The 24,408-nt window shown below is 40.0% G+C and carries 19 protein-coding genes and 1 other RNA gene; 10 read left to right on the forward strand and 10 right to left on the reverse strand.

From position 1 onward, the window contains the following. Positions 1–98 precede the first annotated feature (98 nt). The 3 genes from QZ562_RS09990 to QZ562_RS10000 all read right to left on the reverse strand — a co-directional run bounded on the left by QZ562_RS09990 (position 99) and on the right by QZ562_RS10000 (position 2,669). Positions 99–536, reverse strand: coding sequence for a nucleoside deaminase (locus tag QZ562_RS09990; RefSeq protein ID WP_293759498.1), 438 nt, complete (start codon positions 534–536; stop codon positions 99–101). A gap of 390 nt (positions 537–926) precedes the next feature. Beyond that, positions 927–1,262 (reverse strand): PBPRA1643 family SWIM/SEC-C metal-binding motif protein, encoded by a 336-nt coding sequence (locus tag QZ562_RS09995; protein WP_293759500.1) that lies wholly within the window; start codon positions 1,260–1,262, stop codon positions 927–929. A 564-nt stretch (positions 1,263–1,826) separates the two neighbouring features. After that, positions 1,827–2,669: a transporter substrate-binding domain-containing protein gene (locus QZ562_RS10000; protein ID WP_293759502.1), complete on the reverse strand. Its 843-nt coding sequence runs from the start codon at positions 2,667–2,669 to the stop codon at positions 1,827–1,829. Between the two features lie 171 nt (positions 2,670–2,840). Between QZ562_RS10000 and zntR the strand changes: the two genes are divergently transcribed. From zntR to QZ562_RS10020, 4 genes are all read left to right on the forward strand, one after another. Further along, positions 2,841–3,239 carry a Zn(2+)-responsive transcriptional regulator gene (gene zntR, locus QZ562_RS10005; RefSeq protein WP_293759504.1) on the forward strand — a complete coding sequence of 133 codons (399 nt, stop codon included), beginning with the start codon at positions 2,841–2,843 and terminating at the stop codon, positions 3,237–3,239. 3 nt (positions 3,240–3,242) lie between these two features. Then, positions 3,243–4,280: an SO_0444 family Cu/Zn efflux transporter gene (locus tag QZ562_RS10010; RefSeq protein ID WP_293759506.1), complete on the forward strand. Its 1,038-nt coding sequence runs from the start codon at positions 3,243–3,245 to the stop codon at positions 4,278–4,280. A 245-nt stretch (positions 4,281–4,525) separates the two neighbouring features. Further along, positions 4,526–5,386, forward strand: coding sequence for an ABC transporter ATP-binding protein (locus QZ562_RS10015; protein WP_293759507.1), 861 nt, complete (start codon positions 4,526–4,528; stop codon positions 5,384–5,386). Beyond that, positions 5,383–6,291, forward strand: coding sequence for a hypothetical protein (locus QZ562_RS10020; protein WP_293759508.1), 909 nt, complete (start codon positions 5,383–5,385; stop codon positions 6,289–6,291). The genes QZ562_RS10015 and QZ562_RS10020 overlap by 4 nt, the downstream gene beginning before the upstream one ends. A gap of 154 nt (positions 6,292–6,445) precedes the next feature. Here QZ562_RS10020 and QZ562_RS10025 read toward each other — a convergent pair whose 3' ends face one another. Then, positions 6,446–7,042, reverse strand: a complete 597-nt coding sequence (locus QZ562_RS10025) for a thioredoxin family protein (protein ID WP_293759509.1) — start codon at positions 7,040–7,042, stop codon at positions 6,446–6,448. Positions 7,043–7,147: 105 nt separating this feature from the next. Here QZ562_RS10025 and QZ562_RS10030 point away from each other — a divergent pair, with 105 nt between their 5' ends. The 3 genes from QZ562_RS10030 to QZ562_RS10040 all read left to right on the forward strand — a co-directional run bounded on the left by QZ562_RS10030 (position 7,148) and on the right by QZ562_RS10040 (position 9,636). After that, positions 7,148–7,486 carry an FKBP-type peptidyl-prolyl cis-trans isomerase gene (locus tag QZ562_RS10030; protein ID WP_293759510.1) on the forward strand — a complete coding sequence of 113 codons (339 nt, stop codon included), beginning with the start codon at positions 7,148–7,150 and terminating at the stop codon, positions 7,484–7,486. 674 nt (positions 7,487–8,160) lie between these two features. Beyond that, positions 8,161–8,549: RNase P RNA component class A (rnpB, locus tag QZ562_RS10035), an RNA gene on the forward strand. Positions 8,550–9,006: 457 nt separating this feature from the next. Then, on the forward strand, positions 9,007–9,636 hold the full coding sequence (locus QZ562_RS10040) for an OmpA family protein (protein ID WP_293759511.1): 630 nt from the start codon (positions 9,007–9,009) through the stop codon (positions 9,634–9,636). Positions 9,637–9,715: 79 nt separating this feature from the next. Here the strand turns inward: QZ562_RS10040 and QZ562_RS10045 are convergent, their stop codons facing one another. Continuing rightward, entirely contained in the window at positions 9,716–12,883 is a 3,168-nt protein-coding gene (locus QZ562_RS10045) for a multidrug efflux RND transporter permease subunit (RefSeq protein ID WP_293759512.1), read from the reverse strand. 14 nt (positions 12,884–12,897) lie between these two features. Then, positions 12,898–14,010: an efflux RND transporter periplasmic adaptor subunit gene (locus QZ562_RS10050; protein ID WP_293759513.1), complete on the reverse strand. Its 1,113-nt coding sequence runs from the start codon at positions 14,008–14,010 to the stop codon at positions 12,898–12,900. 508 nt (positions 14,011–14,518) lie between these two features. On the opposite strand from QZ562_RS10050, the gene QZ562_RS10055 reads away from it, so the two are divergent. From QZ562_RS10055 to QZ562_RS10065, 3 genes are all read left to right on the forward strand, one after another. Further along, the gene (locus tag QZ562_RS10055) at positions 14,519–15,340 is read left to right on the forward strand and encodes an MBL fold metallo-hydrolase (protein WP_293759514.1); all 822 of its coding nucleotides are present in this window, start codon (positions 14,519–14,521) and stop codon (positions 15,338–15,340) included. Between the two features lie 190 nt (positions 15,341–15,530). After that, positions 15,531–16,010: a thioredoxin gene (locus QZ562_RS10060; protein WP_293759515.1), complete on the forward strand. Its 480-nt coding sequence runs from the start codon at positions 15,531–15,533 to the stop codon at positions 16,008–16,010. 290 nt (positions 16,011–16,300) lie between these two features. Next, positions 16,301–17,599, forward strand: coding sequence for a ribonuclease J (locus QZ562_RS10065; protein WP_293759521.1), 1,299 nt, complete (start codon positions 16,301–16,303; stop codon positions 17,597–17,599). Between the two features lie 158 nt (positions 17,600–17,757). On the opposite strand, the gene QZ562_RS10070 is transcribed toward QZ562_RS10065, so the two are convergent. From QZ562_RS10070 to QZ562_RS10085, 4 genes are all read right to left on the reverse strand, one after another. Then, a complete protein-coding gene (locus tag QZ562_RS10070; RefSeq protein ID WP_293759516.1) occupies positions 17,758–17,958 on the reverse strand; it encodes a hypothetical protein in 201 nt (66 codons plus the stop codon). Between the two features lie 146 nt (positions 17,959–18,104). Beyond that, positions 18,105–18,410 carry a diguanylate cyclase gene (locus QZ562_RS10075; RefSeq protein ID WP_293759517.1) on the reverse strand — a complete coding sequence of 102 codons (306 nt, stop codon included), beginning with the start codon at positions 18,408–18,410 and terminating at the stop codon, positions 18,105–18,107. Positions 18,411–19,360: 950 nt separating this feature from the next. After that, on the reverse strand, positions 19,361–19,489 hold the full coding sequence (locus tag QZ562_RS10080; protein ID WP_293759518.1) for a hypothetical protein: 129 nt from the start codon (positions 19,487–19,489) through the stop codon (positions 19,361–19,363). Positions 19,490–20,558: 1,069 nt separating this feature from the next. Beyond that, on the reverse strand, positions 20,559–24,260 hold the full coding sequence (locus QZ562_RS10085; protein ID WP_293759519.1) for a putative Ig domain-containing protein: 3,702 nt from the start codon (positions 24,258–24,260) through the stop codon (positions 20,559–20,561). Positions 24,261–24,408: the final 148 nt, after the last annotated feature.

Genomic DNA, 24,408 nt, shown 5'->3' on the forward strand with positions numbered 1-24,408 from the left:
AAAGTATTACTAATTTATGTATATAATATATAACTCAATGTATATTATATTTAACATTTAGTTAATGATTTCATTCATTGAGAATATTTTAGTTGTCTTTAAACCCCGATGTCTTCATTCCACAGCTGAGGATGTGTATCTATAAAACTTTGCATAAGGTGTATGCATTGTTGATTTTGTAACACCTCTACGGATACACCACGAGCAATTAAAAGTGCTTCTTCTCCTAAATATGTGTGATTTTCTCCTACGATTACCTTACCGATGCCGTATAAAATAATAGCTCCTGAACACATTGAACAGGGTGATAAGGTAGTGTAAATAACCGATTCTCGATAAGTCTGAGCAGATTGGCGACCTGCATTTTCAAATGCGTCCATTTCGCCATGTAAAATTGGGCTACCGCTTTGCACTCTTCGGTTGTGACCACGGCCGATAATTTTGTTGTTATGCACTATAACTGAACCAATGGGAATACCTCCTTCGGATAACCCTTTTTGGGCTTCTTCTATTGCAGCCTGCATAAATTTGTCCATCTATATTCCTTAAATTTTATTTAGTTACTATAAACAGAACCTATCGTGATTATCATGTTCATCAGCTTTTTATAATTTCTCAATATGCACAATATCCTAGTTGAGCATAAAATCATCAATAATTAGTCTGAATTCATTGATATAGGCTTTTTAACACTCAAGGTAAAAACTAGTTTTACCTTGAGTGTTAAAAACTATATTCTCGATTTTGAAAGCGCTAACGCTGTTGGCATAACGAAAATGCAAACTGGTGGCGCTATGAGCAATTGGGCTAATCTTTTGACATCAGAAATGTACGCAGTCTTGAAATGGTCATGGTATAAAATGAGGGTGTTCTATATTCAATAAGAACCTTCTTCGTTAATTAAATCCCCTTGACTACTAACCGGTTTATTTTCCACAACATTTTTTAAATTTTTTACCACTGCCACAATTGCAAGGTTCGTTGCGACTCAATGAAGGAATAACAGTCTGAGTCGTCGGTTTATTTAAAATTGCGTCTAGCTCCATAATATTTTCATGCTTGTCTGTGTCAATTTCAATATTTGCAACAAGTGAATTATCTAATAGTATTTGTTCAATTTCTTCTTTCCTTTGTACTGTACAGACAACAAGTGTGAGAGGCGAATTTGCACTGCCTAATTTGACTTGTCTGTTGGTGTTATAACCAAAGCGTTGATATTGTTCTCGCACTTCAATGCGACCTTTAAAAAAAACCTTATGCATTATTAAACCCTAATGTATTTAGGTATAGATCATAGCAGTATAAGGGTAATACACTAACTTAAAGCTGCTACTTTACGTGTCTTATTTTTTGAAAAGCTTTGTTTACGCTTGATTAAGCTTTATCCAAGTAGCATAACCATCAATTCTAGATCTCTCATTATTTAATAACATCATGTTAAAATTTTTTTACTACACCCTCTACTACAATTTACTTTCAGCTCATGTAACGTCGCAAACTAACAGTACAATAGTTTGTAAAACATGAGTTAAAAGAGTCTGATTCTATTACTGGATTAGGGACAACAACTCTTAATTGCTCAACAAATAGTTTGCATAAAGGTGAGTTTATTTCATCGTTTAATTATGCTGAAGTAATAGATGAGGAGGGGATCATGCATGATTTTCTATCCTTGGAAACAGGTATTAGGCTGGGATTTTACGATACGTTTTTTGTTTATATTGAGGCTGGCTTTAATGGCATTTGTTATAAAGTGAGAACCTCAGTTTATAACAAATTGAGCATTTATATTATCTGATAATATAAATGCTCTTTAGTAACAATATTCAATAAGTATATTTATTTAGAATATCTTGATAAATATCACTACTTTTGACTTTTGCTAGTTGTGTATTAAAGTTGCGCAGTTGTTCTGGAGTCACACTTATTTTGCTGAACATAACATAAGCGTTCCCCGTTTTTATATTTATACCTTGAGCAACAATATACTTGGACAATGCTTTACGCCGAAGTAATGATGCACCCACAAAACTATCTTCAAGGTATCCGTCTATATCTTCGTCCAGCAGTCTAGCGACATTGATTTCGCCCATGATAGCGTTGACAAAATACTTGGATGTTTCAGGGTTATCTAACAAGGATGATACATCTGGTCCATAAACATAATCTTCAACTATACCTATTCGACTATTATTCTGAGAAAATTCAGAAATAGTTTTATAGCCTGCCCGTACCTTATCGCTCTTGCGAATATAAAGAGAAAACTCTTCCATCCGATATGCATCACTAAACAACGCAAACTTTTCCCTTGCTTGTGTTTTTGACGCGCCAAGCAATAGATCTACTTCACCCTGTCTTAAAGCCATTAACAAATCAACCCAAGTGCCTTGTTGATAAGTCAACTGACAACCCATGTTGCTTATCACCGCAGCAATTAATTCAATATCTAGACCGGCAATACGCTCACCAACATCTACATATTGATAAGGTTCCCACGCATCAAACCCAAGAACAAATTTGCAGTTGTTGTTAAGTAACTTTTTTTCCACCGGAATGGCCACGTCAGCAACAATAGATGTTGATTGGGTTTGCTCACTGGGAGGATTAGGTTTACATGCACTTACAATAAAAGATAAAAGTAGTAGTAAAAACAAATAGTTAATTTTCATAGTTCTGCTCCTTAAAATTCTTACTAAGTGTAATTTACTATTTGTATTTTGCGAGTCAATTAACAGTTTATTAACATCACGTTTGTTTTAAAGCAGATACTGTCACTAATTACTTGACCCTAGATGATACTCTAAGCTTTATGATAGAATGTCTGAAATAGAGGAACTGTCATGAAAATAAGTAATTTAGCCGCGCGTTCTGGTATTAGTGCACATACACTGCGTTATTATGAAAAAACAGGATTATTTAGTGCGTCACAGCGTAGTGAAAGTAATTACCGTATTTATTCACAGGATGATTTAACCACAGCTAAGTTCATTAAACGTAGCAAAGAATGTGGCTTTAGTTTAGCTGAAACGGCGGCTTTACTGGCAATAAAGCATGATAAAGACCAGCATGTTTGTGCTGAAGCTAAGCTTATTACGAGCACAAAAATAATTGATATTAGTCAGCAAATTACACAACTAAAACAGATGCAAAAAACATTACAACAACTAGAACGTTATTGTTGTGGTGGTCAAGAAAGTGCAGAGTTTTGTTCAATCATTGCTAACTTAGAACAGGAGTAAATTATGGATCTTTTCTCAAATTTTGTATTGCTCTTCACTGAATCTGCCCCTTTTTTATTATTAGGTATGTTTATCGCTGGTATGATTAATCAGTTGATCCCGCGCGCATGGGTAGAAAAAACATTGGGAGGTAAAAGTTCAATATTAACGGCAGCACTTATTGGCGCCCCTCTGCCGTTGTGCTCCTGTTCTGTTATTCCAGTTGCCATCGGAATAAGACGAAGTGGTGCAAGTAAAGCAAGCACCGCTAGCTTTTTGGTTGCCACACCTGAAACGGGGGTCGACTCGGTTGGTATTACATACGCGTTAATGGGACCGATAATGGCAGTTGCTCGACCTATTGCAGCAATAGTTTCTGCCATAGTCGCAGGTTTATTAGTCCTGTGGTTTGGTCGGCTAGACAATGAGTTTGAACCAGAGCCCCAGGATAAAACTACAAGCAGTTGCTGCCATAAGTCTAATGCTGCACCAACTAATATGATTGAAAAGACAAAAGCAGTATTTGTATTCGGTTACGGCCAGTTACTAAGAGATTTTATGCTGTGGTTTTTGATTGGAATTTTCTTCGCTGCTCTTGTCACCACCTTAGTACCTGTAGGATTTTTAAATCAGTATGCGCAAGGTATATGGGCTATGTTAGTTGTAGTTTTGATATCTATTCCAATGTACGTTTGCGCTACAGCTTCGACACCCATTGCCGTTGGTTTGTTGTTGTCGGGTATCACGCCAGGTGCGGCTTTAGTTTTTATGCTGACGGGGCCTGCAACCAACATTGCCACTTTGATGGTGATTAAAAACGAATTGGGCAAACGTGAACTTGGTCTTTATTTATTGGCTATTATCAGCAGTGCATTAATATCTGGATTAATTTTGGATGTACTTTTTAAGCAATTTGACTGGCAAATGCAATTATCTCATGGCGAACATTCAGATATGATAGGTATATTGTACCAAGGATGCGCCTTAGTCTTAGCTGGACTGATTGTGTATCAGCTACAAAAAATGTTATTCCTTAAGTTTTTAAAACCCAGCTCCGTGTAAGTTACAGTGACTTGTAGCAACGTATTTTAATCTAATTGCTAACAAAGTTTATGAATACTTACAAATTTTAGATATCGAGAAACAGCGTGGCAAAGGACTTTTTGTTAAGGCAAGTGCACCTCACAGTATCTTAGAAAAAAGCGAAGCTCTATTGTGCCCTCTGAACGACCATTGATAATATTGAAAATTTCACGCCTTTAGCTTTCTGTCGAAGAATTGCCGCGAACTACCAAGGAGAATTGATAATGTCAGCAATGATTACAATTTCAGGACTAAGTAAGTCTTACAAAAATAAGCAGGTACTGAATGATGTAAATTTAACCTTAGGTGCGGGACAAATTTTAGGCTTGGTAGGACCAAATGGAGCGGGTAAAACGACCTGTTTACAAGCGTTGTTAGGTTTAACTAATTATGAGGGGGAGATTAATGTATTGGGATACAACCCTAGCAAAAACAGAGCAAAGATGTTGATGGATGTTGCTTATATTGCTGACGTTGCTGTTTTACCCAAGTGGATAAAAGTCAATCAAGTATTGACGTATATGCAAGGTGTTCACCCCAACTTTAATCAACAAAAGGCTGAAGCATTTTTAGCCAAAACTAATATACCCGCAACAGCTAAAGTTAAAACCTTGTCTAAAGGCATGGTGACACAATTACACCTCGCTTTAATTTTAGCCGTTGATGCAAAAATATTGATCTTGGACGAACCTACTCTTGGTTTAGATATTCTGACTCGTCGTCAATTTTATGCACATTTGTTGGAGGACTTTTATGATGAAAAAAAATGTATCATACTCACCACTCATCAAATTGAAGAAATAGAACATATTCTCACGGATGCCGCATTTATTCGTGATGGTAAGATTGCACTGGCCCAGAGTGTCGACGATATTCGTAGCCGCTTTAGATTGTTAGCAGTCGATAACAGACATATTGAACAAGCCAGATCTTATCACCCACTTTTTACTAATACCATGATGGGTATCACTAGCATGTTATTTGATAATGTTGACCCCGCTATACTTGATACTCTAGGCAAGGTGAGTTCTCCTTCGTTGGCTGATATTTTTGTCGGAGTGATGACGCAGGAGACTCACGCATGAACAGTTCACAAATCATCACTAGTTTTAGAAAGGAAATCTGGGAGTTTAAAAAAACCTTATTTTGGGTGCCTCTCAGCATCGCGGTTTTTATAATTGCCGCACCTTTGCTCAAGTTGATACTGCTAGAAGAGCACGAAACAGCCATGTTGCTTGATACCATAACAAATGCTGACAATTTGGCACATGTAGAAGGTTTCACACGTTTTTTCCTGACCACTATTATGGGCATGTTTGTACCTTTTATCATGTCGTCATTGATCATACAGCTCTATTACTTTACGACTTGCTTGTTCGACGAAAGACGTGACTTATCAATTTATTTTTGGCGTTCATTACCTGTATCCGACGTTCTAAACGTGGGTGTTAAACTGATCACAGGCGCGTTAGTTGTACCAGCAATCTTTATGCTTGCGGCAACATTTGTGGTGTTTGTTTTTCTACTATTGGCTCTGATTACGTGTGCAGTGTTGTCGTTAGGATATGACGTGTCATTATGGGGGTTATGGGGAAGCGCTGACATCATCAGCAATTTAATCTCTATTTGGTTAAACCTACTGCCCTATGCATTATGGATGTTTCCTATTTTTGCATGGTTAATGTTAACGTCGATGTTTGCTAATAAAGCCCCTTTTTTATGGGCGATATTGCCTGTAGCCGCTATATTATTAATTGAATCTTTTGTCGCTGGATATTTACATCTGGATGGACGTATTTTCTTCAATACATTGCGTGAATACTTTGCATTTGGCCAAGGCATGTTTCCAGGTAATGTAACTGGTTCTGAATCGAATCAGTTTACAGTATTTTTCGCCTTGTCCTCAAAAATCAGTCTGCCTGCCACATTGGTTGGAGCGGGGTTTATGTACATGACTTATTGGTTCAGAGTGAACAGGAGTCACGTATAAATAATGTGACATCTAAGGAATTGACACGATCAGTTTTGCATATTTAAATGCTGATCGTGACGTAGACTGAAGTACTTCAATTTATATATGCTTTACCAATACCCGAATAGACTGCCCACAGTTACTCTTCGACCTAAAGCCGATTAAAACCAATCTAATTAGGCTCATTCCCAGCTTTCCATTTGATATTACAGCCCATAGAGGGTGTTTGAGCTGCGTCAATATGGCGATCATCAAGTAGTGTATCCATCGCGTGTATTAAGTCGCTTCCCGTTGCCTGATGTTGTGAGGAGTCGTAATTACCGGAAGAAATACGTAGCGGTCGAGAAGCATCAAATTGCCCGCGGTAAACCAATTTTTGTTCAGCATTAAATAGATATATATCAGGCGTACATGCTGCAGAATACGCTTTAGCTACTTTTTGATCCTCATCAAGTAAATATGAAAAAGGGTATTGACGGATTCGTTTTTCCTCAATCATATGAACCATGTCGTCATCGGGATACAATTCGATATCGTTGCTATTGATTGCCACAAAATCAATTCCCATTTCTTGATACTGTAAAGCGACTTTAGCCAACTGTGGCGCAATATGAATAACGTAGGGACAATGGTTACAAATAAAAGCTACTACCAAACCTTTATTTCCTTTGAAGTTGTCCAAACTGACAATATTACCGTCTGTATCAGGTAAACTAAAGTCCGCTGCTGTGTGGCCAAGAACTAACATATTGGAGGCTGTCGTTGCCATATTGTGTTTCCTCAAATTAGGATTTTTAATTTTGTTTATAACAGTTTACCTGCTCTAATCCATACAAGGTATACTTTTGCCTTTATTGGGCTTTGAAAATTGAATATGCAGCAAGAATTAGAAATTGAAGATTTAGTAATCGGCACAGGTAAAGCTGCCGAACGTGGTGCCTTGATCACCGCCCACTACGTCGGTTGGCTCGAAGACGGCACAGAGTTTGACTCGTCTTATAAAAAGAATATACCTTTTCAAACCGTTCTCAGTAATAAGCGTGTGATCCAAGGCTGGATTTTAGGCTTGCAAGATATGCAGGTGGGCGGCAAAAGACGTTTGCGAGTACCGGCACATTTAGCGTATGCAGAACGCCAAATTGGAACGATGATACCACCACATTCTAATCTACTGTTTGAAATAGAATTGTTAGAAGTGCTAACTAGGGACTAAATAATCATCTGAAAAACTTAAAGCTTGTTAATTGAAATGAGTTCACGCACCTCAGTTAACTTGTCTTCTCATTACGCCAGCAAATCTCGACCCACTTCAAACTCACAATAATCTGCGTTAACTGGTTTCCAACCTTCTAAATCAAGGGAATTAGGACACGCCTCAACATCTTCATGTTTCCTACCACTCTACACACGATTTACCGATAGCTCGTCGATATTGGCTTTGGCAGTTTTTTATCCTTCATTGCAGGTTACATTACAGGGAATATTGCAGGTGACATTGCAGAAGGTGCTCTTAATCCACTCAAACATTTAAGAAAGCCCATATTCGCAACCACTACTGGTTCATTTCAAAGGCATTTCGTGAAACTGAAACTGAGACAAAGGCCAGAGAAGGACTAAAAATAATATGTGAGGTTCGAAGTAGCACCTCACATATTAAAAGTTAGGTAGCTAGTTTAGGTAGCTAATTAAACTGATTTTGAAACAACATTAAATAGTATTATCTAAAAGTGATCGAACATTAAAATTTTGGTCGTCCAAATAACACTTCAACACCTAACACATCATCCTTAAATGCTAAAAGTTCACGATATAAGTTTGTTGACAAGTCCTAATCGTATCTTCTGCTTTTGATTGAATCTGGGCTATAACCTGCGTAGACTCCGCCACGGAGTTGGCCAGACAATCGCCGTTCAGTTTTCATTCGTGAATTTCTGAAGGGAGGAAAGTCCGGGCTCCATAGGGCAGGGTGCCAGGTAACGCCTGGGCGGCGCGAGCCGACGACAAGTGCAGCAGAGAGAAGACCGCCTTTTTGTTATTCGTAACAAATCGGTAAGGGTGAAAGGGTGCGGTAAGAGCGCACCGCGTTGCTGGCAACAGTATACGGCAAGGTAAACTCCACCCGGAGCAAGACCAAATAGGATCTCGTATGGCGTGGCCCACGTTGAGATCGGGTGTGTTGCTGGAGCCAGTGAGCGATTGCTGGCCTAGATGAATGATTGTCGCTGTTTGTTTTCGAACAAACTTCACAGAACCCGGCTTATCGGCCAACTCCAACTAATTGTACAAAAGGGATGGCAAATGCCATCCCTTTTGTTTGTGGTTATTCTGCAGGACCTTGCTTATAAATACTCTAGGAAGCAGCTAAGTAATAATCAGTAGATTCCCTGTTTAATGCATTTAAAATAACTAGGCTGATTGCATTGTTTATTTATATTTTATTAATTAAACATAAAAAAAAAGCACGTAAACCACTATTCTACCAGCCCTATATTAATTATTTTCAGTTCGGTTTAAATACATTACTAAATGAATATCTGCTCGGACCTCGCTTTGTTAAGTCGGCGTTAAGCCTTTTTACTATAAGATGATGCATATACAAACCCGCTTTGTGAGTCAAAAATATATAGACCTTTGGTTACGCTTTACACTTAATTAATTCTTTGAATTGATTTTATTTGAATACATCGTGTATCTTCTTAAGAGATCCAGATTGTTCGCTAATTAGGAATAAACATGAAAAAAACAATGATTGCCGTCGCACTATCCACTTTTGTTATATCTGGGTGTGCATCTAACTATAGCAATACTCAAAAAGGTGCTGGGATTGGTGCCGTGGTGGGCGCACTTATTGGAAAAGGTACAGGCGATAATGATAAAAGTCGCTACGTTTGGGGCGCTGCTCTGGGCGCATTAGCAGGCAGTGCAATTGGCAATTACATGGATAAACAAGAAGCTGCGTTTCGCGAAGAACTTGCCGATAGTGGGGTAGAAGTGTATCGAGAAGGCGATAGTATCCGCTTATCTATTCCAGGTAACATTACCTTTGCTAGTGGAAACGCAGCAATTGTAACGGATTTTTATCCGGTACTTGAAGATGTGGCAAAAGTGCTGAATCGTTATGAAAAAACCAAACTCAGCGTCGAAGGACATACTGATTCTGTAGGAGATGCTAACTACAATACACAGTTGTCGATTCAACGAGCCAACAGTGTCGCTAACTATTTACAGGGAACAGGTGTTGTGGCGAATCGTTTGCAGACGCTTGGAATGGGTGAGAGTCAACCAGTATCAAGCAACGATAACGCTCAAGGACGTCAAGAAAACAGGCGGGTGGAGTTACGTGTTATTCCTTTACAAGGCTAATTAAAACCTAATTAAAACCTAACCTAACACAAAAAATGGCTGTCTTGGACAGCCATTTTTTTACCTAGATATTGATAGGTTATTCTGTGATTTTTATAGGTACACAACCGTTTTCATCGAGTTTTTGTCCTTTGGCTAACATCGATAGTTTTCTACATAACACATAAAAAACAGGGGTGAATATTAAACCAAAAAATGTCACGCCTAACATACCGCTAAACACAGTAACACCTAGGGCCTGACGCATTTCAGCACCCGCACCAGTAGCAATAGCAAGTGGAATAACCCCGAGAATAAATGCAAAAGAGGTCATAAGGATAGGTCGCAACCTAAGTTTAGACGCTTCAACTGTGGCTTGATAAAGAGGCGTACCCTTTTGTTCTAGGTGGCGGGCGAACTCAACAATCAAAATAGCATTTTTACTGGCAAGTCCCACTAAAACTATCAAGCCTACTTGAGTCAAAATATTATTATCCATGCCCATTATCCACACCCCCGTAATAGCACTGAGTAGACACATCGGCACAATCAGAATGACGGCTAAAGGTAACGTCCAGCTTTCATAAAGGGCTACCAATAGTAAAAATACAAAGACCACCGCCATAATAAACGCGATTAGTGCAGAATTTCCGGCTGTTTTTTGTTGATATGCTAGTTCTGTCCATTCAAAACTTATGCCATCAGGTAATATTTCTGTAGCAAGTTTTTCCATACTAGCGATAGCTGCGCCTGAGCTAAACCCAGGCGCAGCACTGCCCAATAAGTCTGCGGCAGGATACAAGTTGTACCTAGGTACGCGAGATGGACCTGATTGGTATTTGAAGGTAACCACTGAGCTGAGCGGTACCATATCGCCAGATGCATTTTTAACTCGAATGCGGCCAATATCATCGGGCGTCATTCTAAAAGGCGCATCAGCCTGTGCTGTGACTCTAAAGGTTCTACCTAAGTAACTGAAATCATTTACAAAAGCGCTCCCTAAATATATTTCTAAAGCGCTAAATACTTCTGATACAGGCACACCTAAACGTTCAACTCTTTCTCTGTCTATATCCACATAAAGTTGTGGCGTATTGGTTTCAAATAAACTGAAAACTGATTGGGTTGCGGGTGCTTGATTCGCTGCACCTGCCAATTCCCACATTGCTTGCTCTAAGACCTCAAGGCCTCGTCCTGCTCTGTCCTCAATCATCATTTTAAAGCCTCCACCGTTGCCAATTCCTCGCACTGCCGGGGGTGGAATAACAATAACAAAAGCTTCTTTTATCTGTGACATTTGTTTTTTTACATCTGCGAGAATCTGATCGAATGTTAAGCCTTTAGCTGAGCGCTCATCAAAGTAATCCATCATAGTGAATATGGCAGCAGAGTTGGATGCATTGGTAAAAGTGGCACCAGAAAATCCAGCAAAGCCCACAGATGTTCTGATCCCGTCAATCTTTAATAGCCTACTTACCGCATCTTTCACTACATCGTCGGTGCGCGTCAAAGAAGCACCTGCGGGCAATTGAATGCTAACAATTAAGTAGCCCTGATCTTGCGCGGGGATAAAACCTTTAGGAACAGTAATGAACAAATAACCTGCCAATATCATCAGCCCTAAATAAACTAAAGACATGAGCGATCCCAGTCGTATGAGTTTTGCGGTTAATTTTCCATATAACTGAGCAGTGTTGTCCATTTGTCGATTAAAAGTATCGCCTAAGCGCGTCAACAAGCCTGGTTTTTCTTTGACTGTCCGATGCGGTTTAAGTAACACTGCGGATAATGCGGGACTTAAAATTAAGGATACCGCGACAGAAATCAACGTGGCGACTGCGATGGTGATACCAAATTGACTATAAAATTGTCCTGAAATACCACCAACAAAAGCGGTGGGTAAAAATACGGCGACCAACACCAAGCCAATCGCCATCACTGCACCACCCACTTCGCGCATCGTTTCTCGCGCTGCCTGCATGGGTTTTTGTCCTTGAGCTAACAAACGCTCCATGTTTTCTACTACCACTATGGCATCGTCAACTACTATGCCGATGGCTAATACCAAACCAAACAGTGTCAGGTTGTTCAATGAAAAGCCAAGTGCGCTCATCACTGCAAATGTGCCAATCAGAGATACCGGTATTGCGATAATGGGAATAATGGCTGCGCGCCAGTTTTGTAAAAACACCAATATCACCAATACCACTAATCCTATGGCTTCATAGATGGTAACTTCAACTGCATCGATAGATTGGCTTATAAATTCAGTAGGATTGTAAGCAATATCGTAGGCTAAATCAGGTGGGAAATTAGCAGATAATTTTTGCATAATGCTGCGAATAGTTGCTGCAGTTTCTAATGCGTTGGTACCAGGACGTTGGAAAATAGGCATCGCTACGGCTTTTTTATCACCCAGGTAACCTCGTGTGGCATAACTCTCAGCGCCTAACTCGACTCTGCCTACATCTTTAAAACGCACAATTCTGCCGTCAGTATTTTTGATAATAACGTTGTTAAATTGCTCTGGCTCAATGAGTCGTCCTTGGGTTTGCACACTTAATTCAAAAGCTGTCTGACCTTGAGCCACAGGTGACTTATTTAAAGTGCCACTGGCCACCTGAATGTTCTGACCTTGTAATGCCTTTATGACCTCTGCTGCTGTCATTTCGATTGATGCTATCCGTCCAGGATCGAGCCAAATGCGCATTGAGTATTGACTTGCACCAAATACCAGTATGTTGCCCACACCTTGAACACGTGCCAATTGGTCACGTACTTGTAACGTCACATAATTGGCAATGTAAGTTTGGTCATAGGTACCATTGGGTGAAAACATATTCACAACTAACATCAAGTCGGGTGAATTTTTAATCGTTGTTACACCAATACGTCGAACCGGCTCAGGTAGGCGCGGTTCGGCAATCGCCACACGGTTTTGCACTTGCACTTGGGCCGTATCTAAATTGGTGCCTAACTCAAAGGTAACAGTGATACTAACATTACCGTCTGCGGTCGATTGAGAGGAGATATACAGCATGTTCTCCACACCGTTTATCTGCTGCTCTAGAGGTGTAGCGACGGTCTGTGCAGCAATTTCGGCATTGGCTCCAGGGTAGGACGCTGTGACTTGTATAGTTGGCGGGGCAACTTGTGGGTATTGCTCAATAGGCAAATTTTGGTAAGCAAGGCTACCAATAATCAACACGATAATGGCTAAAACAGAGGCAAATTTGGGTCTGGAAATAAAAAACTGAGAGAAATTCATATGGTTGCTCCCAGTTAGTAGTTGTATTGACTAGCAATGTCGACTTGCTTTGGTGACACCAAAGCACCTGGTCTGGCACGCATCATACCATTAACTAAAATACTATCATCAGGGCTTAAACCTCCAGCAATAATCCGCAAATCTTGAGTATGTAATTCACCTAAAGTAACAAATTTTCGATCTATTTTATTTTCGTTTGTCACCACGTAAATAAATTTGCGAGATTGGTCTGTGCCAATAATCATATCGGGTACCAGCATAACCTCAACATCCTCTTGAGATAACAAACGCATACGTCCAAATATACCGGGTAAAATAAAGCCGCCTGGATTATCTAAAATAGCTCTACCTTGAATAGTACCTGTGCCTGAGTCTACTTGATTATCAACAAAATCCATCACACCAAAATGACTAAATTCCTGTTCATCTTGCAAGCGTATTTGCACTGGATTAGATTTAGTCCTAGAGCTTTCACGTTTGTCTAACTGGCTTAGACGTATATATTTTAAGAGGTCTCGCTCGCCAGCATCAAAATAGAAGTGAATAGGATTAAGCGAAACGACGGTAGTCAATAATGTTGCATCGCTGGCACCTCCTGTCACAAGGTTTCCCACATTGACATAATCCCTTGAAACTACGCCATTAATAGGCGATTTAACCTCAGTGAACTCCATTTCTAACTTGGCATTTTCAAGCGCCGCCCAAGCGAGTTGATATTCATTGGTTCTGCGATCGACCTCCTCTTGAGAGAGGGAATTTTTACTACGTAAATCTTTACCTCTATCCAATTCTTTTTTTGCTAAGTCGAATCGCGAACCCGCACTTTTTAAGGTGATTTTAAACGAGCGTTGGTCTATCACAAATAATACGTCGCCCTTCTTGACTGCTTGGCCGTCTTTAAAATTAGTTTGTTGTAAATAACCGCTCACTCTTGCTCTGATTTGTGCCTGGTTGACTGCAGCAAATCTGCCCGTGTATTCGTCCCATTGTGTGATGACAGCCTGAATGGGTCTGCTTACATCCACCTCGGGAGCAGGCAATTGCTGAGATTGGTTCTTATGCTCTGAGCAGCTACTCATTAAAGTGAATAATAAAAATAGCGAAAAATAATAAATAGGTAAGCGCATGTGTAAAGTCCTTAATGAGTAGAGCCGAGCGGGGTGCTCTAGAATATATAAGCAGAATTGGAGCTGTGATTACTAATTATTCAAAAAAAGATTAACACCAAAATAAATTAAGATAACTATACATCCTAAATGAATAGATAGGGCAAACTTAAAGTACTGCTTTATCTTAAAAAAACATAAGAAGATGGTAATGTTTGACTTTTGTAAATTCCCTGTTAAAAGCTGTTTGGGATCTTTTACAAGTAACCATAATGATGTATGGGTGTTTGATGCGCTAATCTTGCGCAGACATATCTACGCTGTCAGTATTTTGTGGAAACTTACAGTCTCACGTTGCTCGCGAGTTGACTCTTCCAACAACTTATCGATTTTGTTACTTTGGTAGAAGCCATATCGCTCAAAGACGACAGCTAGAAGCTAAGTGTCTACTGTTTATACACAAAACATTGTGAGTTTTTTGTATGGTCTTACTGAACAACTCAGTTCAAAAAAGCTGAAGGAACAATGAATGAGACAACTAGTCCTCTTGGTGTGCCTGATAATATGTAGTCAATGTGTAGTTATGGCACATCAAGCTTCCATCACTTATGTGGCGAACGAAGCGGTATTAATAACGAATGGTAATAAAAAAGTGTTGTTTGACCCATTCTTCCATCAAGCTTTTGGTACTTATCAATTAGTGCCTGAAGAGACGAAGAAGGCAATTTTTAATGGCACACCTCCTTTTGATAACTTGACTGCTATTATTATTAGCCACGCTCACGGTGATCATTTTGCCGCCGATGATGTTTTAAGGTACCTACAAAAACACCCTAATACGCAGCTAATTGCGCCTCAACAAGCAGTCACAGAACTGCGTACTTTGGATGGGGTAATGCAAATACTACCTCAAGTTACCAGCGTTAAATTAGCATTTAATCAGACACCGAAAAGTGTAGAAGTGGCGGGTTTATTGGTCGATGTGGTAAGAATTCCTCACGCAGGTTGGCCTAGTCGTGCAAGTATCGAAAACTTAGTTTTTAGAGTGACCTTAACACACTTAGATACGTCTATTACTGTAATGCACATGGGAGATGCCGACCCAGATGCAGACCATTTTTTGCCATTTAAAGACCATTGGCAAAAGCGGGTCAGTGATGCAGCATTGCCGCCTTATTGGTTTTATTTTTCGGCTGAGGGCAGAGATATTCTCAGCAATATACTTAATACTAAAAATAGTATCGGTATTCATGTGCCCATCGCAATTCCAAGACAGCTTAAATCTAGTGGCCAGAATTATTTTTCACTACCGGGTGAGGTGCGAAAGATTAATCAGCATCATAATCATTAAACTTGTCAAAAAAATAAATGATTAGCGATACAACTGATTTTACATATCAATTTAATAATGAGAGATGCAGTCTTATTATTTGAGCAGCTCGAACGCGTAAAAGTATCTATTTTTATGTTTACTTTACAGTGTTCTTTTTTACTCAAAAATTAGGTAGGCTGCGATACAAATAAACTAAAAGGATATCAATATGAAAATGCTATTTTTGGCTATTTTAATGGCTCTGTCGGTAGGTTGTAAATCCACAGAGCAAGCGTCGCCTAATCCAGACTTTTTGAGTGGCTCGATATCAGCCAAACAACTTATTAAAGGATACCCACAATTTCGTGCCGCTTATGAACAATACCAGCCTACCTCAGCTGAAATTACTGCAATAAAATCTTTATCGGGCAAGTCTTTGCTCGTATTGTTTGGCACATGGTGTCACGACAGTGAGCGTGAAGTGCCTAGGTTATTAAAACTTATCGATTTATCTGGCGTTGAGTTGAAAAGTTTGTCGTTACACGGCATCAATTATAACAAACAGGAACCAAGTAATTTGCACCGACAATATGGTTTGATGTTTTCACCGACCATTATTTTGCTGCAAGGTGAAGTTGAATTAGGCCGAGTTGTTGAAAAACCAATGACTAGTTTGGGAGAAGATTTAGCTAGTTTTGTTAGTGAATAATAGTATGAATTTACTGTGTTAGTTATACTTCATCATTCCTAAACATTGTCACCTTAAACTATTTTAGAAGTATTGTTTACGCATAGAGTTAATACTGTTTAGATCGTATCCTTAACAATGACCGTATAGTTTTTACAATTATTGTTTCATTATATAGCAGGGCCATCAAGCGTTGCTCATTTCATATTTAGATTGATATATATTAGGAATTTATTATTCATTCACTCACACCAACTGATAAAGATCTGTGGTTTCTGCCTTTAGGTGGAACGGGCGAAATAGGCATGAACATGAATCTTTATGGACATGCCGGGCAATGGTTGATGATGGATTGTGGCATAACTTTTAATAGCCCACTTTGTACAGAAGCTGAATCTAAAAAACCTGGGCTGCATAAACATGAAATAGTCGCTGCCGATCCTTGGTTTATTAGTCAGCGCAAAGAACAGTTAGCGGGTATTGTGATTACTCATGCCCATGAAGATCATATTGGTGCTCTACCTTTTTTATGGCGTCGATTCAAATGTCCTGTTTACACCACCAAGTATACTGCTGAAATATTACGCAGAAAACTTGCTCGTGGTGGATTAGGCGATAAAATTCCGATTATCGAAATAAACAGTGGTGAACGTGTCAATATTGGTGAGTTTAATGTTGAGTGGGTATCGATTACGCACTCAATACCAGAACCCCATGCCTTTGTAATTAGAACCTCAGCGGGTAGTGTTTTTCATACCGCAGATTGGAAAATTGACCTTGCACCCGTGACAGACAAACCCTTTAACGCTCATCCTTTTAAGTTATTGGGTAAACAAAATATATTAGCCATGGTGTGCGACTCAACCAACGCCATTCGCGAAGGCCATTCTGTGTCTGAGCAACAATGTTATAAAGGTTTGAAACAAGCTGTATCAAAAACAAAAGGACGGGTTGTAGTGGGGTGTTTCAGCAGCAATATTGCACGCTTGATAACGTTGGCAAAAATTGCAAAAGAAACAGGGCGTTACTTTGCACTGTTTGGCCGTTCTTTGCAAAACACAGTAGGAGCAGCAAAAGCCACTGGGCACTGGCCAGATGACTTACCCGTACTCGATGCTTTCAACGCTGGATACTTATTACCAAACGAGGTGTTGGCGGTAGCAACAGGTAGTCAAGGTGAGCCAAGAGCTGCATTAAATCAATTGGCCAAAGACACATATCGAAATGTTTCTTTAGAGGAAGGAGACCTAGTAATGTTCAGCTCTATTGTGATACCCGGAAATGAAAAGCCAATCGAAAACCTATTGAAAGCTTTTAAAGCACGTAAAATCAAAACCCTTATGGCTGATGACTCAGAATTACCAATTCATGCCTCAGGGCATCCTTGTCAAGAAGAGCTAAAACAAATGTATGAATGGGTGCGCCCACAAATTGCTATACCCACACATGGGGAAGTTGAGCATATGCAAGCTAACGCAGATATGGCACGTTTAAGTCATGTGCCACGAAGCCTAACTGGACTCAATGGTGACTTATTTAAACTGGCACCAGAGATAAAATTGGTTAAGCAAGCAGTAAAAACTGGGAGGATTGCTTTACAACAGTCTTAGAGCAACCCACACATATGTAATCTGATAATCGATAAATTATTCAGTCCGATTGTCTTATTGTCTTATAATTCGTTTTATTTGTTAACATTCAAGACGGATGCCGATTGTCAATGTAAATGCTTATTTAGCTTGCTTAACAGGATCTTCGTGCTAGCTTTTTACCCATCAAGGTAGTTCAGTTGACGACTAGGCCTTGCAGTAGCATAACCTTGCTGTATCTCGCACTCTATGAATAGTAGCTTGGCGGCATGAGCAACCGTTTCTACTCCTTCGGTAATGACACCTCGACCCCTTCCACTCTTAGCGTCCTCAATATGAACCCATATTGAGCTCATATTGATATTAGGTTGGTAATACAAAAAAACTCGACTTGTGCAAATGCTTGGCGTAGCAAGTTTATATTTTTGTGCAGTCTTCTGGCCTCAATACTCGTGTGTATATCAAAAATGGTATCGATTCTTACTACTTTCTTTGGCGATGCGCATGATTTGATTAGCCTGACATATTAGTAAGTCGCTATTTCCCCCCCCCCGCTTTGTGGATAAATAGCGACATCCATGCCTGCAGAAAAATTTAACAAAACATCACTTAAACAAATGGTTTGTGATGCGACTTTCTGAAGTCGTTCAAGTGTAGGCTTACAATCGTTAGGCATTTCCAAATCATCTAGCTCAACCATAAACTCATCGCCACCGATAAACTCAAGGGTGTCACATTCACGTAATGCATCCCTCATGTACTGTGAACAGACTAATAGTTTGTCTCCCGTGTTATGTCTATAATTGTCGTAAATGTAATTAAAACCGTCCATGTCTGCATAAAAATGGGTGGTTTCTTAGAATGTCTGTTAAATCAAAGAAGTGCTATAGATAAGTGGTCAGCTAATAGCGCTCGATTTGGACGATTTGTTAATACACAGTAATATGCCGCTTGATCTAGTTGCTGCTGATGTGCTTTCAAATAAGTAATGTTGGTAAATAAATAGATAAATAAAAAAAGAAATAAACGTAACGTGACGTAACGTTGAGACTTACTAGTATTATCACGAAAGGCACTAATGACTAAATTTTTAGGGTAAACGTCGCCACTTTTTCTCTTGCTCTTCACCTTGGCTTACCAGTAACTTTTCTAACTAGTGTTGCATGGAATCATAAAATTCAGGCGACAGATGGTCCGACTGAAGCATTGCTGAGTTTTTGCTTGCTGTTTCTCTAAGACCGAAGGCTGCAATGTGCAAAAATGTATGGTTGATCTAAAGAATAGTTTCATTGGCATTCGTTTTCATGATGCCTTCACGGGGAGATGTGAAAACACTTGCTGCGAGTTGCACCTTAACTTCAGCTCTTTTAAGCTTAGTAGTATCGGTTAACACCAAGCGATATTTTGAATAATGTTCATCGACGCTGATATTCTTCTGAACAGTTTTTGCTTCTTTGCCCGTAAGTCAAATTCCACAAACTGTTTGGATGTTATAAGCATTTAAGATCTAAAGCAGATTACTGAATTTATGCAGGTCGTCTTGAACCACAAACGCCGCCAATCTTACACCTTGTAGATTATTGTATTCCACTCCATTCCTAAAAGCCGAACAGCAGCGAAGTTTTTGTGGATAATGTCCCCATTAATATTAAAAGTAACATAGCCCCGGGGCAAAATTATAGAGTTCAGTGCAACTTACTGCGGCCTGTTCAGCGTAGTTTCTTGTATTAATAAGCTTCTCGTTTTGCAACTCTAATTCAATCTGGTTAATGTGTAGTTCATCTAAAATACGTAGGTGGCTGCGTCTACTGTTTCGACTAAAGCACTGAATAGCTGGTATTTATCAGTACCAGGATCTGTCTCTTTTGGTAATTCGGAATGAGTCATAGATGAGCATAGATTTTTACTCATAGAATTATTACATTTTTTATTATTGTTCGAGGTACTTTTATTCTAGAACGATTTTGAAGGCAATGGGTGATACTCAAACAACCATCGAAAATAGGGGGAGGGCACGTCATATCGTTAATATTATGCCAGGTGTGATTAACCATCAACACAGCATCATTTTTGCATAAATGAACATGAGACAACCTGAGCCAAAAAAAGTTATTTTCTATTATTTCACGCTCTTAAAAGGCTGGGTCAATGGTTACAAAGTAATCATAAATTAATATGTGAGCAATGCTGAGCCAGATATGTACTTGATTACTGCGTTCGTAGCTATAATTACCAAGACACAAGAGGACGAGTGTTTCAATGCCTTCATGGCAGGGTCATAAAAGTTTTATATCTGTTTATCTATATTCATTTATAGTTTATTTAACAGTCAATCTTCACTCGCAGAGGGCGGTTGGTTTATTTTGATACGTATTTAAGTGTGTATCTACTTTTCACATTGTGTTGATTCTGAAAGCTTCCTTACCTAAATGATCCACACAAAAAATATAATTCATTTTCATATTTTTATTATCAAATTTATCTCGTTCAACATTTCACGAGTAATGTAATAGAGAAAAAATTGTGACGAACTATTGTTCAATATCAGCAAGCTTTTTAAAAACCGTAAAAATCACTCGATAGTTTTAAAAAGACCATTAAAAGGCTGTCAATTATTAACGCGCTTACAACACTTTATATCCAGTAAATGCCATTATTATTGAAAGCTAAAACAAGCTTATTAAATCAAAACTGATATTAATAAATAATTTCACACTCAGTTAACACTTGATGAGGAGGACTTTAGTACGAGCAGTAAATAGATTTTAAAAACATGGAACCCTTAATTTGGGTTAGGTCGAGTGAATAGCGAAGGGCTGTTAAGTAAGAGATATGACGTTTGTTAGTCTAAGTATTGTTCATTAATGGGTAATGTTATTGAGATAAGATATTTTGTTACTTCATTAAAAAAGAGACTAGCCGATTATCGGATAGTCTCTTTTTAGATTTAGATTATCTGCGTACTTTATAAAGCGTCAGATTAGTTTCCAAAAGTAATGTTGTCAAAGTAAGTGACGGTTTCTGCGGCTCTAACATTAAAGTCAGGGAAGATGATGATTTGATCAATGTTAATTGATTCAGCTGCACCAATGTTGGCAGATAAATCAAACGTTATTTCTTCCCACTGATTTATCTGAGTATTAGATACTTTTATTTCAGCCTTTGCACCACCGTTTGCTATAGCAAATTTAATACCTATATCACTAACAACAGACTTCCACACCATGATTTTAACGGTGCTGTTGGTTGCATCTAGGGTTAGGGGGCCAAAATCTCCATGTGCACTTTCGACACCTGCGTAGGCTTGTCCATCTACTCTGGCAGTAAATTTAGCCACAGTAGCTGACGTATTAGCACCTGACATATCAGGATTCGCAATGATCTCTAGAGCTGGATTGTCAGAATTTTCGAATACTGCCCAAGCATATGAAGCACCAGCACCACCGGATTCGAAATCAATAGCTGATAAACCACTACCTGAACTACCGCCGGTATCACCACCACCAGTACTTGTATCAGGAAGGGTCATATTATCAAAGTAGAACGTCCAATCATCACCACCAGCACCCATAGTGCCGTTGTCGAAAATTAAGGTGACTCCATTTACGCCTGTACTTGTGCTGCCAGTAAAGTCAAAACTAAGTGTTTCCCAACCTGTTCCACCATGATTCATGTCTCTTTCTTGGTTAGGTGTACCTTCAAGTTTAAACAGCACATTAACCACACGGTCTGACCAAACTTGTAAAGTAAATACATCACCATCTGCTAGGTCTATTGGACTGTTTAGAGCTAAGGTGCTGCCACCCCATGGTTGCCCAGCATTCTTTAGCATTTTACCTACTTGAACACTATCGTTACCTGCGACACCTGGATTAGCTACAATAGTAACTTCGCCGCCATCAAAATCTGTAAAAGCATAGGTATCTGCAGCACCTTCAAAATCGATAGGTGAATCGTTTGTTGAACTACCACCACCTGCTATACAGCTATTACCGCTTGCGGTACCAGCTACAGGACCACCACCAATAGTGACAGAAACATTGTCGAAGTAAGCTGCAGCAGAGCAAGTTGCATCACCACCACATACCACGTCAAACTGTAGCGATACACCACCGGTGACATTAGCATTCGGACCACCCGCAACAGTACTATAGTAATAGCGTGTCCAGACGGAAGGCGGGCTAGCAATTGTCGCTAGGAGTTCTCTGTCAGCGCCAGTATCACCACCAAACTCAGAAAGTAACGCAGGAAATATTACGCCGCCATCCGCTGCCGTTCCACACATGTCAAACGAAATATCGATTGTGTCACCTACATTAACTGAGCCGGCAGCAAGACCAACTTGACTTAGGGCTGGAGCATTTGTAGGACCAGCAACCAGATAAGCCGCCCAACTATTATCAGTAACTGCTGTGTTTTCAGCAGTAATGGTGCCACCGTTAGCAGTCGCTATCCAATTAGAAAGGTCACCAGCTTCGAAGTTACCGTTAACCGTTAGTTCAGTACCGTCAGCTCCACCGCCTGTGCCAGCGTCAGCCGCTACAGGGAATGTGAGGTCATCAAAGTAGAAGGTCCAGTTTACTGCATCGTTTTCTGCATCACCCGCTGTGCCGTTATCAAAGATTAGGGTGACGCCAGTTGTGCCTGCACCTGAAATACCGGTAAAGTCAAAACTCAACTCTTCCCAACCTGAACCACTGTGTGCTGTAGTGACTTCACCTACTGGTCCACCTTCAAGTTTAAACAATACGTCAACTGCACGTTGCGACCATACCTTCATGGTAATGATGGCGTCTGCGGGTATGTCAACTGCGCTGTCAAGAGTTAACGTGCTGCCGCCATAAGTTGCTCCAGCAGATTTCACCATTTGACCGACTTGTGCGCTGGTGTTGATACCAGAAGCGTCAGGGTTTGCAATAACACTTGCTGCGCCGCCTTCGAAGTTTCCAAAAGTATACGAATCAAGTGCATTTTCAAGACCGTTAACGATACTCGCGGCTGTGTCGCCACCAGTTGTGTCGTCAGCTGCTACAGGGAATGTGAGGTCATCAAAGTAGAAGGTCCAGTTTACTGCATCGTTTTCTGCATCACCCGCTGTGCCGTTATCAAAGATTAGGGTGACACCAGTTGTGCCTTCACCTGAAATACCGGTAAAGTCAAAACTCAACTCTTCCCAACCTGAACCACTGTGTGCTGTAGTGACTTCACCTACTGGTCCACCTTCAAGTTTAAACAATACGTCAACTGCACGTTGCGACCATACCTTCATGGTAATGATGGCGTCTGCGGGTATGTCAACTGCGCTGTCAAGAGTTAACGTGCTGCCGCCATAAGTTGCTCCAGCAGATTTCACCATTTGACCGACTTGTGCGCTGGTGTTGATACCAGAAGCGTCAGGGTTTGCAATAACACTTGCTGCGCCGCCTTCGAAGTTTCCAAAAGTATACGAATCAAGTGCATTTTCAAGACCGTTAACGATACTCGCGGCTGTGTCACCACCAGTTGTGTCGTCAGCTGCTACGGGTATAACCATATCATCAAAATAAAAGGTCCAGTTAGCCGCATCGTCAGCCGCATCACCCACCACACCGTTGTCAAAAATCAATGTTATTGCGGTATAACCTGTGCCTGTGACATCGGTAAAATCAAAGCTTAATACTTCCCAACCTGTACCGTCGTGAGTGACTACTCTTTCGACATCATTCGCGTCTACATCACCTTCCAGTTTAAAGGTAAGAGCTACTTGACGTTGTGACCATACTTTAAGGGTAAATACATTGCTTGCGGCAATAGATTTAGCACTTAAAAATTGTGAGGATATTTCTTGCCCAAAGAGTAACTTCGCCGCAAGAGTAAGAGGGTCGTTTAAAGATATGGTTGTGCCACCAAATACTTCGCCTGCAAACTTTTGCATACGACCAACTTCATCGCTGGTATTAATACCAGTTTGGTCAGGGTTCGCAATGACGTCTGTAACAGTACCACCGAAGTCTGAGAAAACGACTGCTTGGTCAAAACTGATTACGACTGATGGAGTATTGGTGACCACAAGAGTAAACTTTTGGTTAACCGATGCTTCACCGTCACTGACTGATAATTCAACTTCAGAGTCACCTGCTGTTGTAGGCGTCCCAGTTAATACCCCTGAAGCAGCATCAAATGCGGCCCAAGTAGGCAAGGTTACAGATGAGTAAATAAGCGTATCAGCATCGGCATCATTTGCAGTAAGAGTGTAAGAGTATGCACTTCCAATAACGCCATTATTGCCAGCCGTACTGGTAATAACGGGGGCACTATTAGCAATACTAATAGTCAAAAATACAGGTGTTGAGTTCATACCATCACTAGCGGCTAATGTAACTTGGTAGTCACCTGCACTTCCTGCAGGTGGAGTACCACTAAGCTCCGCGATTGCAGCATCGAATGTTAACCATGCAGGCAAAAGAGAGGCCTGATAAGTTAATGTATCGCCATCTGCATCTGTTGCAGTCAGAGTATAATTAAAAAGAGTTCCTATAGAAGCTGTATCCGTATCTGCTGAACTGATAGCAGGTGCAGAGTTTGCAACCGGGATTGGTTGTATTGTGTCGTCGTTGTCGTCACCACAACTGGATATAAATAGAGTCATCAATATTAATAAATAAAATTGTTTGCAGTGAACGCGACCCAGTAAATCTGCCATGTTAAAACCTCTTGGTTGATTGGAAAACAATGAACCAAAAGGTCGTTATTTATCCAAGTTACACATTAGTTACCCAACAAATACTTAATAAAAAGCACAAAGCATTAATTGGATTTCATTAATTTATTACATCAGATGTAATAACAAC

Source organism: uncultured Paraglaciecola sp. (genome assembly GCF_913058035.1).
GTDB lineage: Bacteria > Pseudomonadota > Gammaproteobacteria > Enterobacterales > Alteromonadaceae > Paraglaciecola.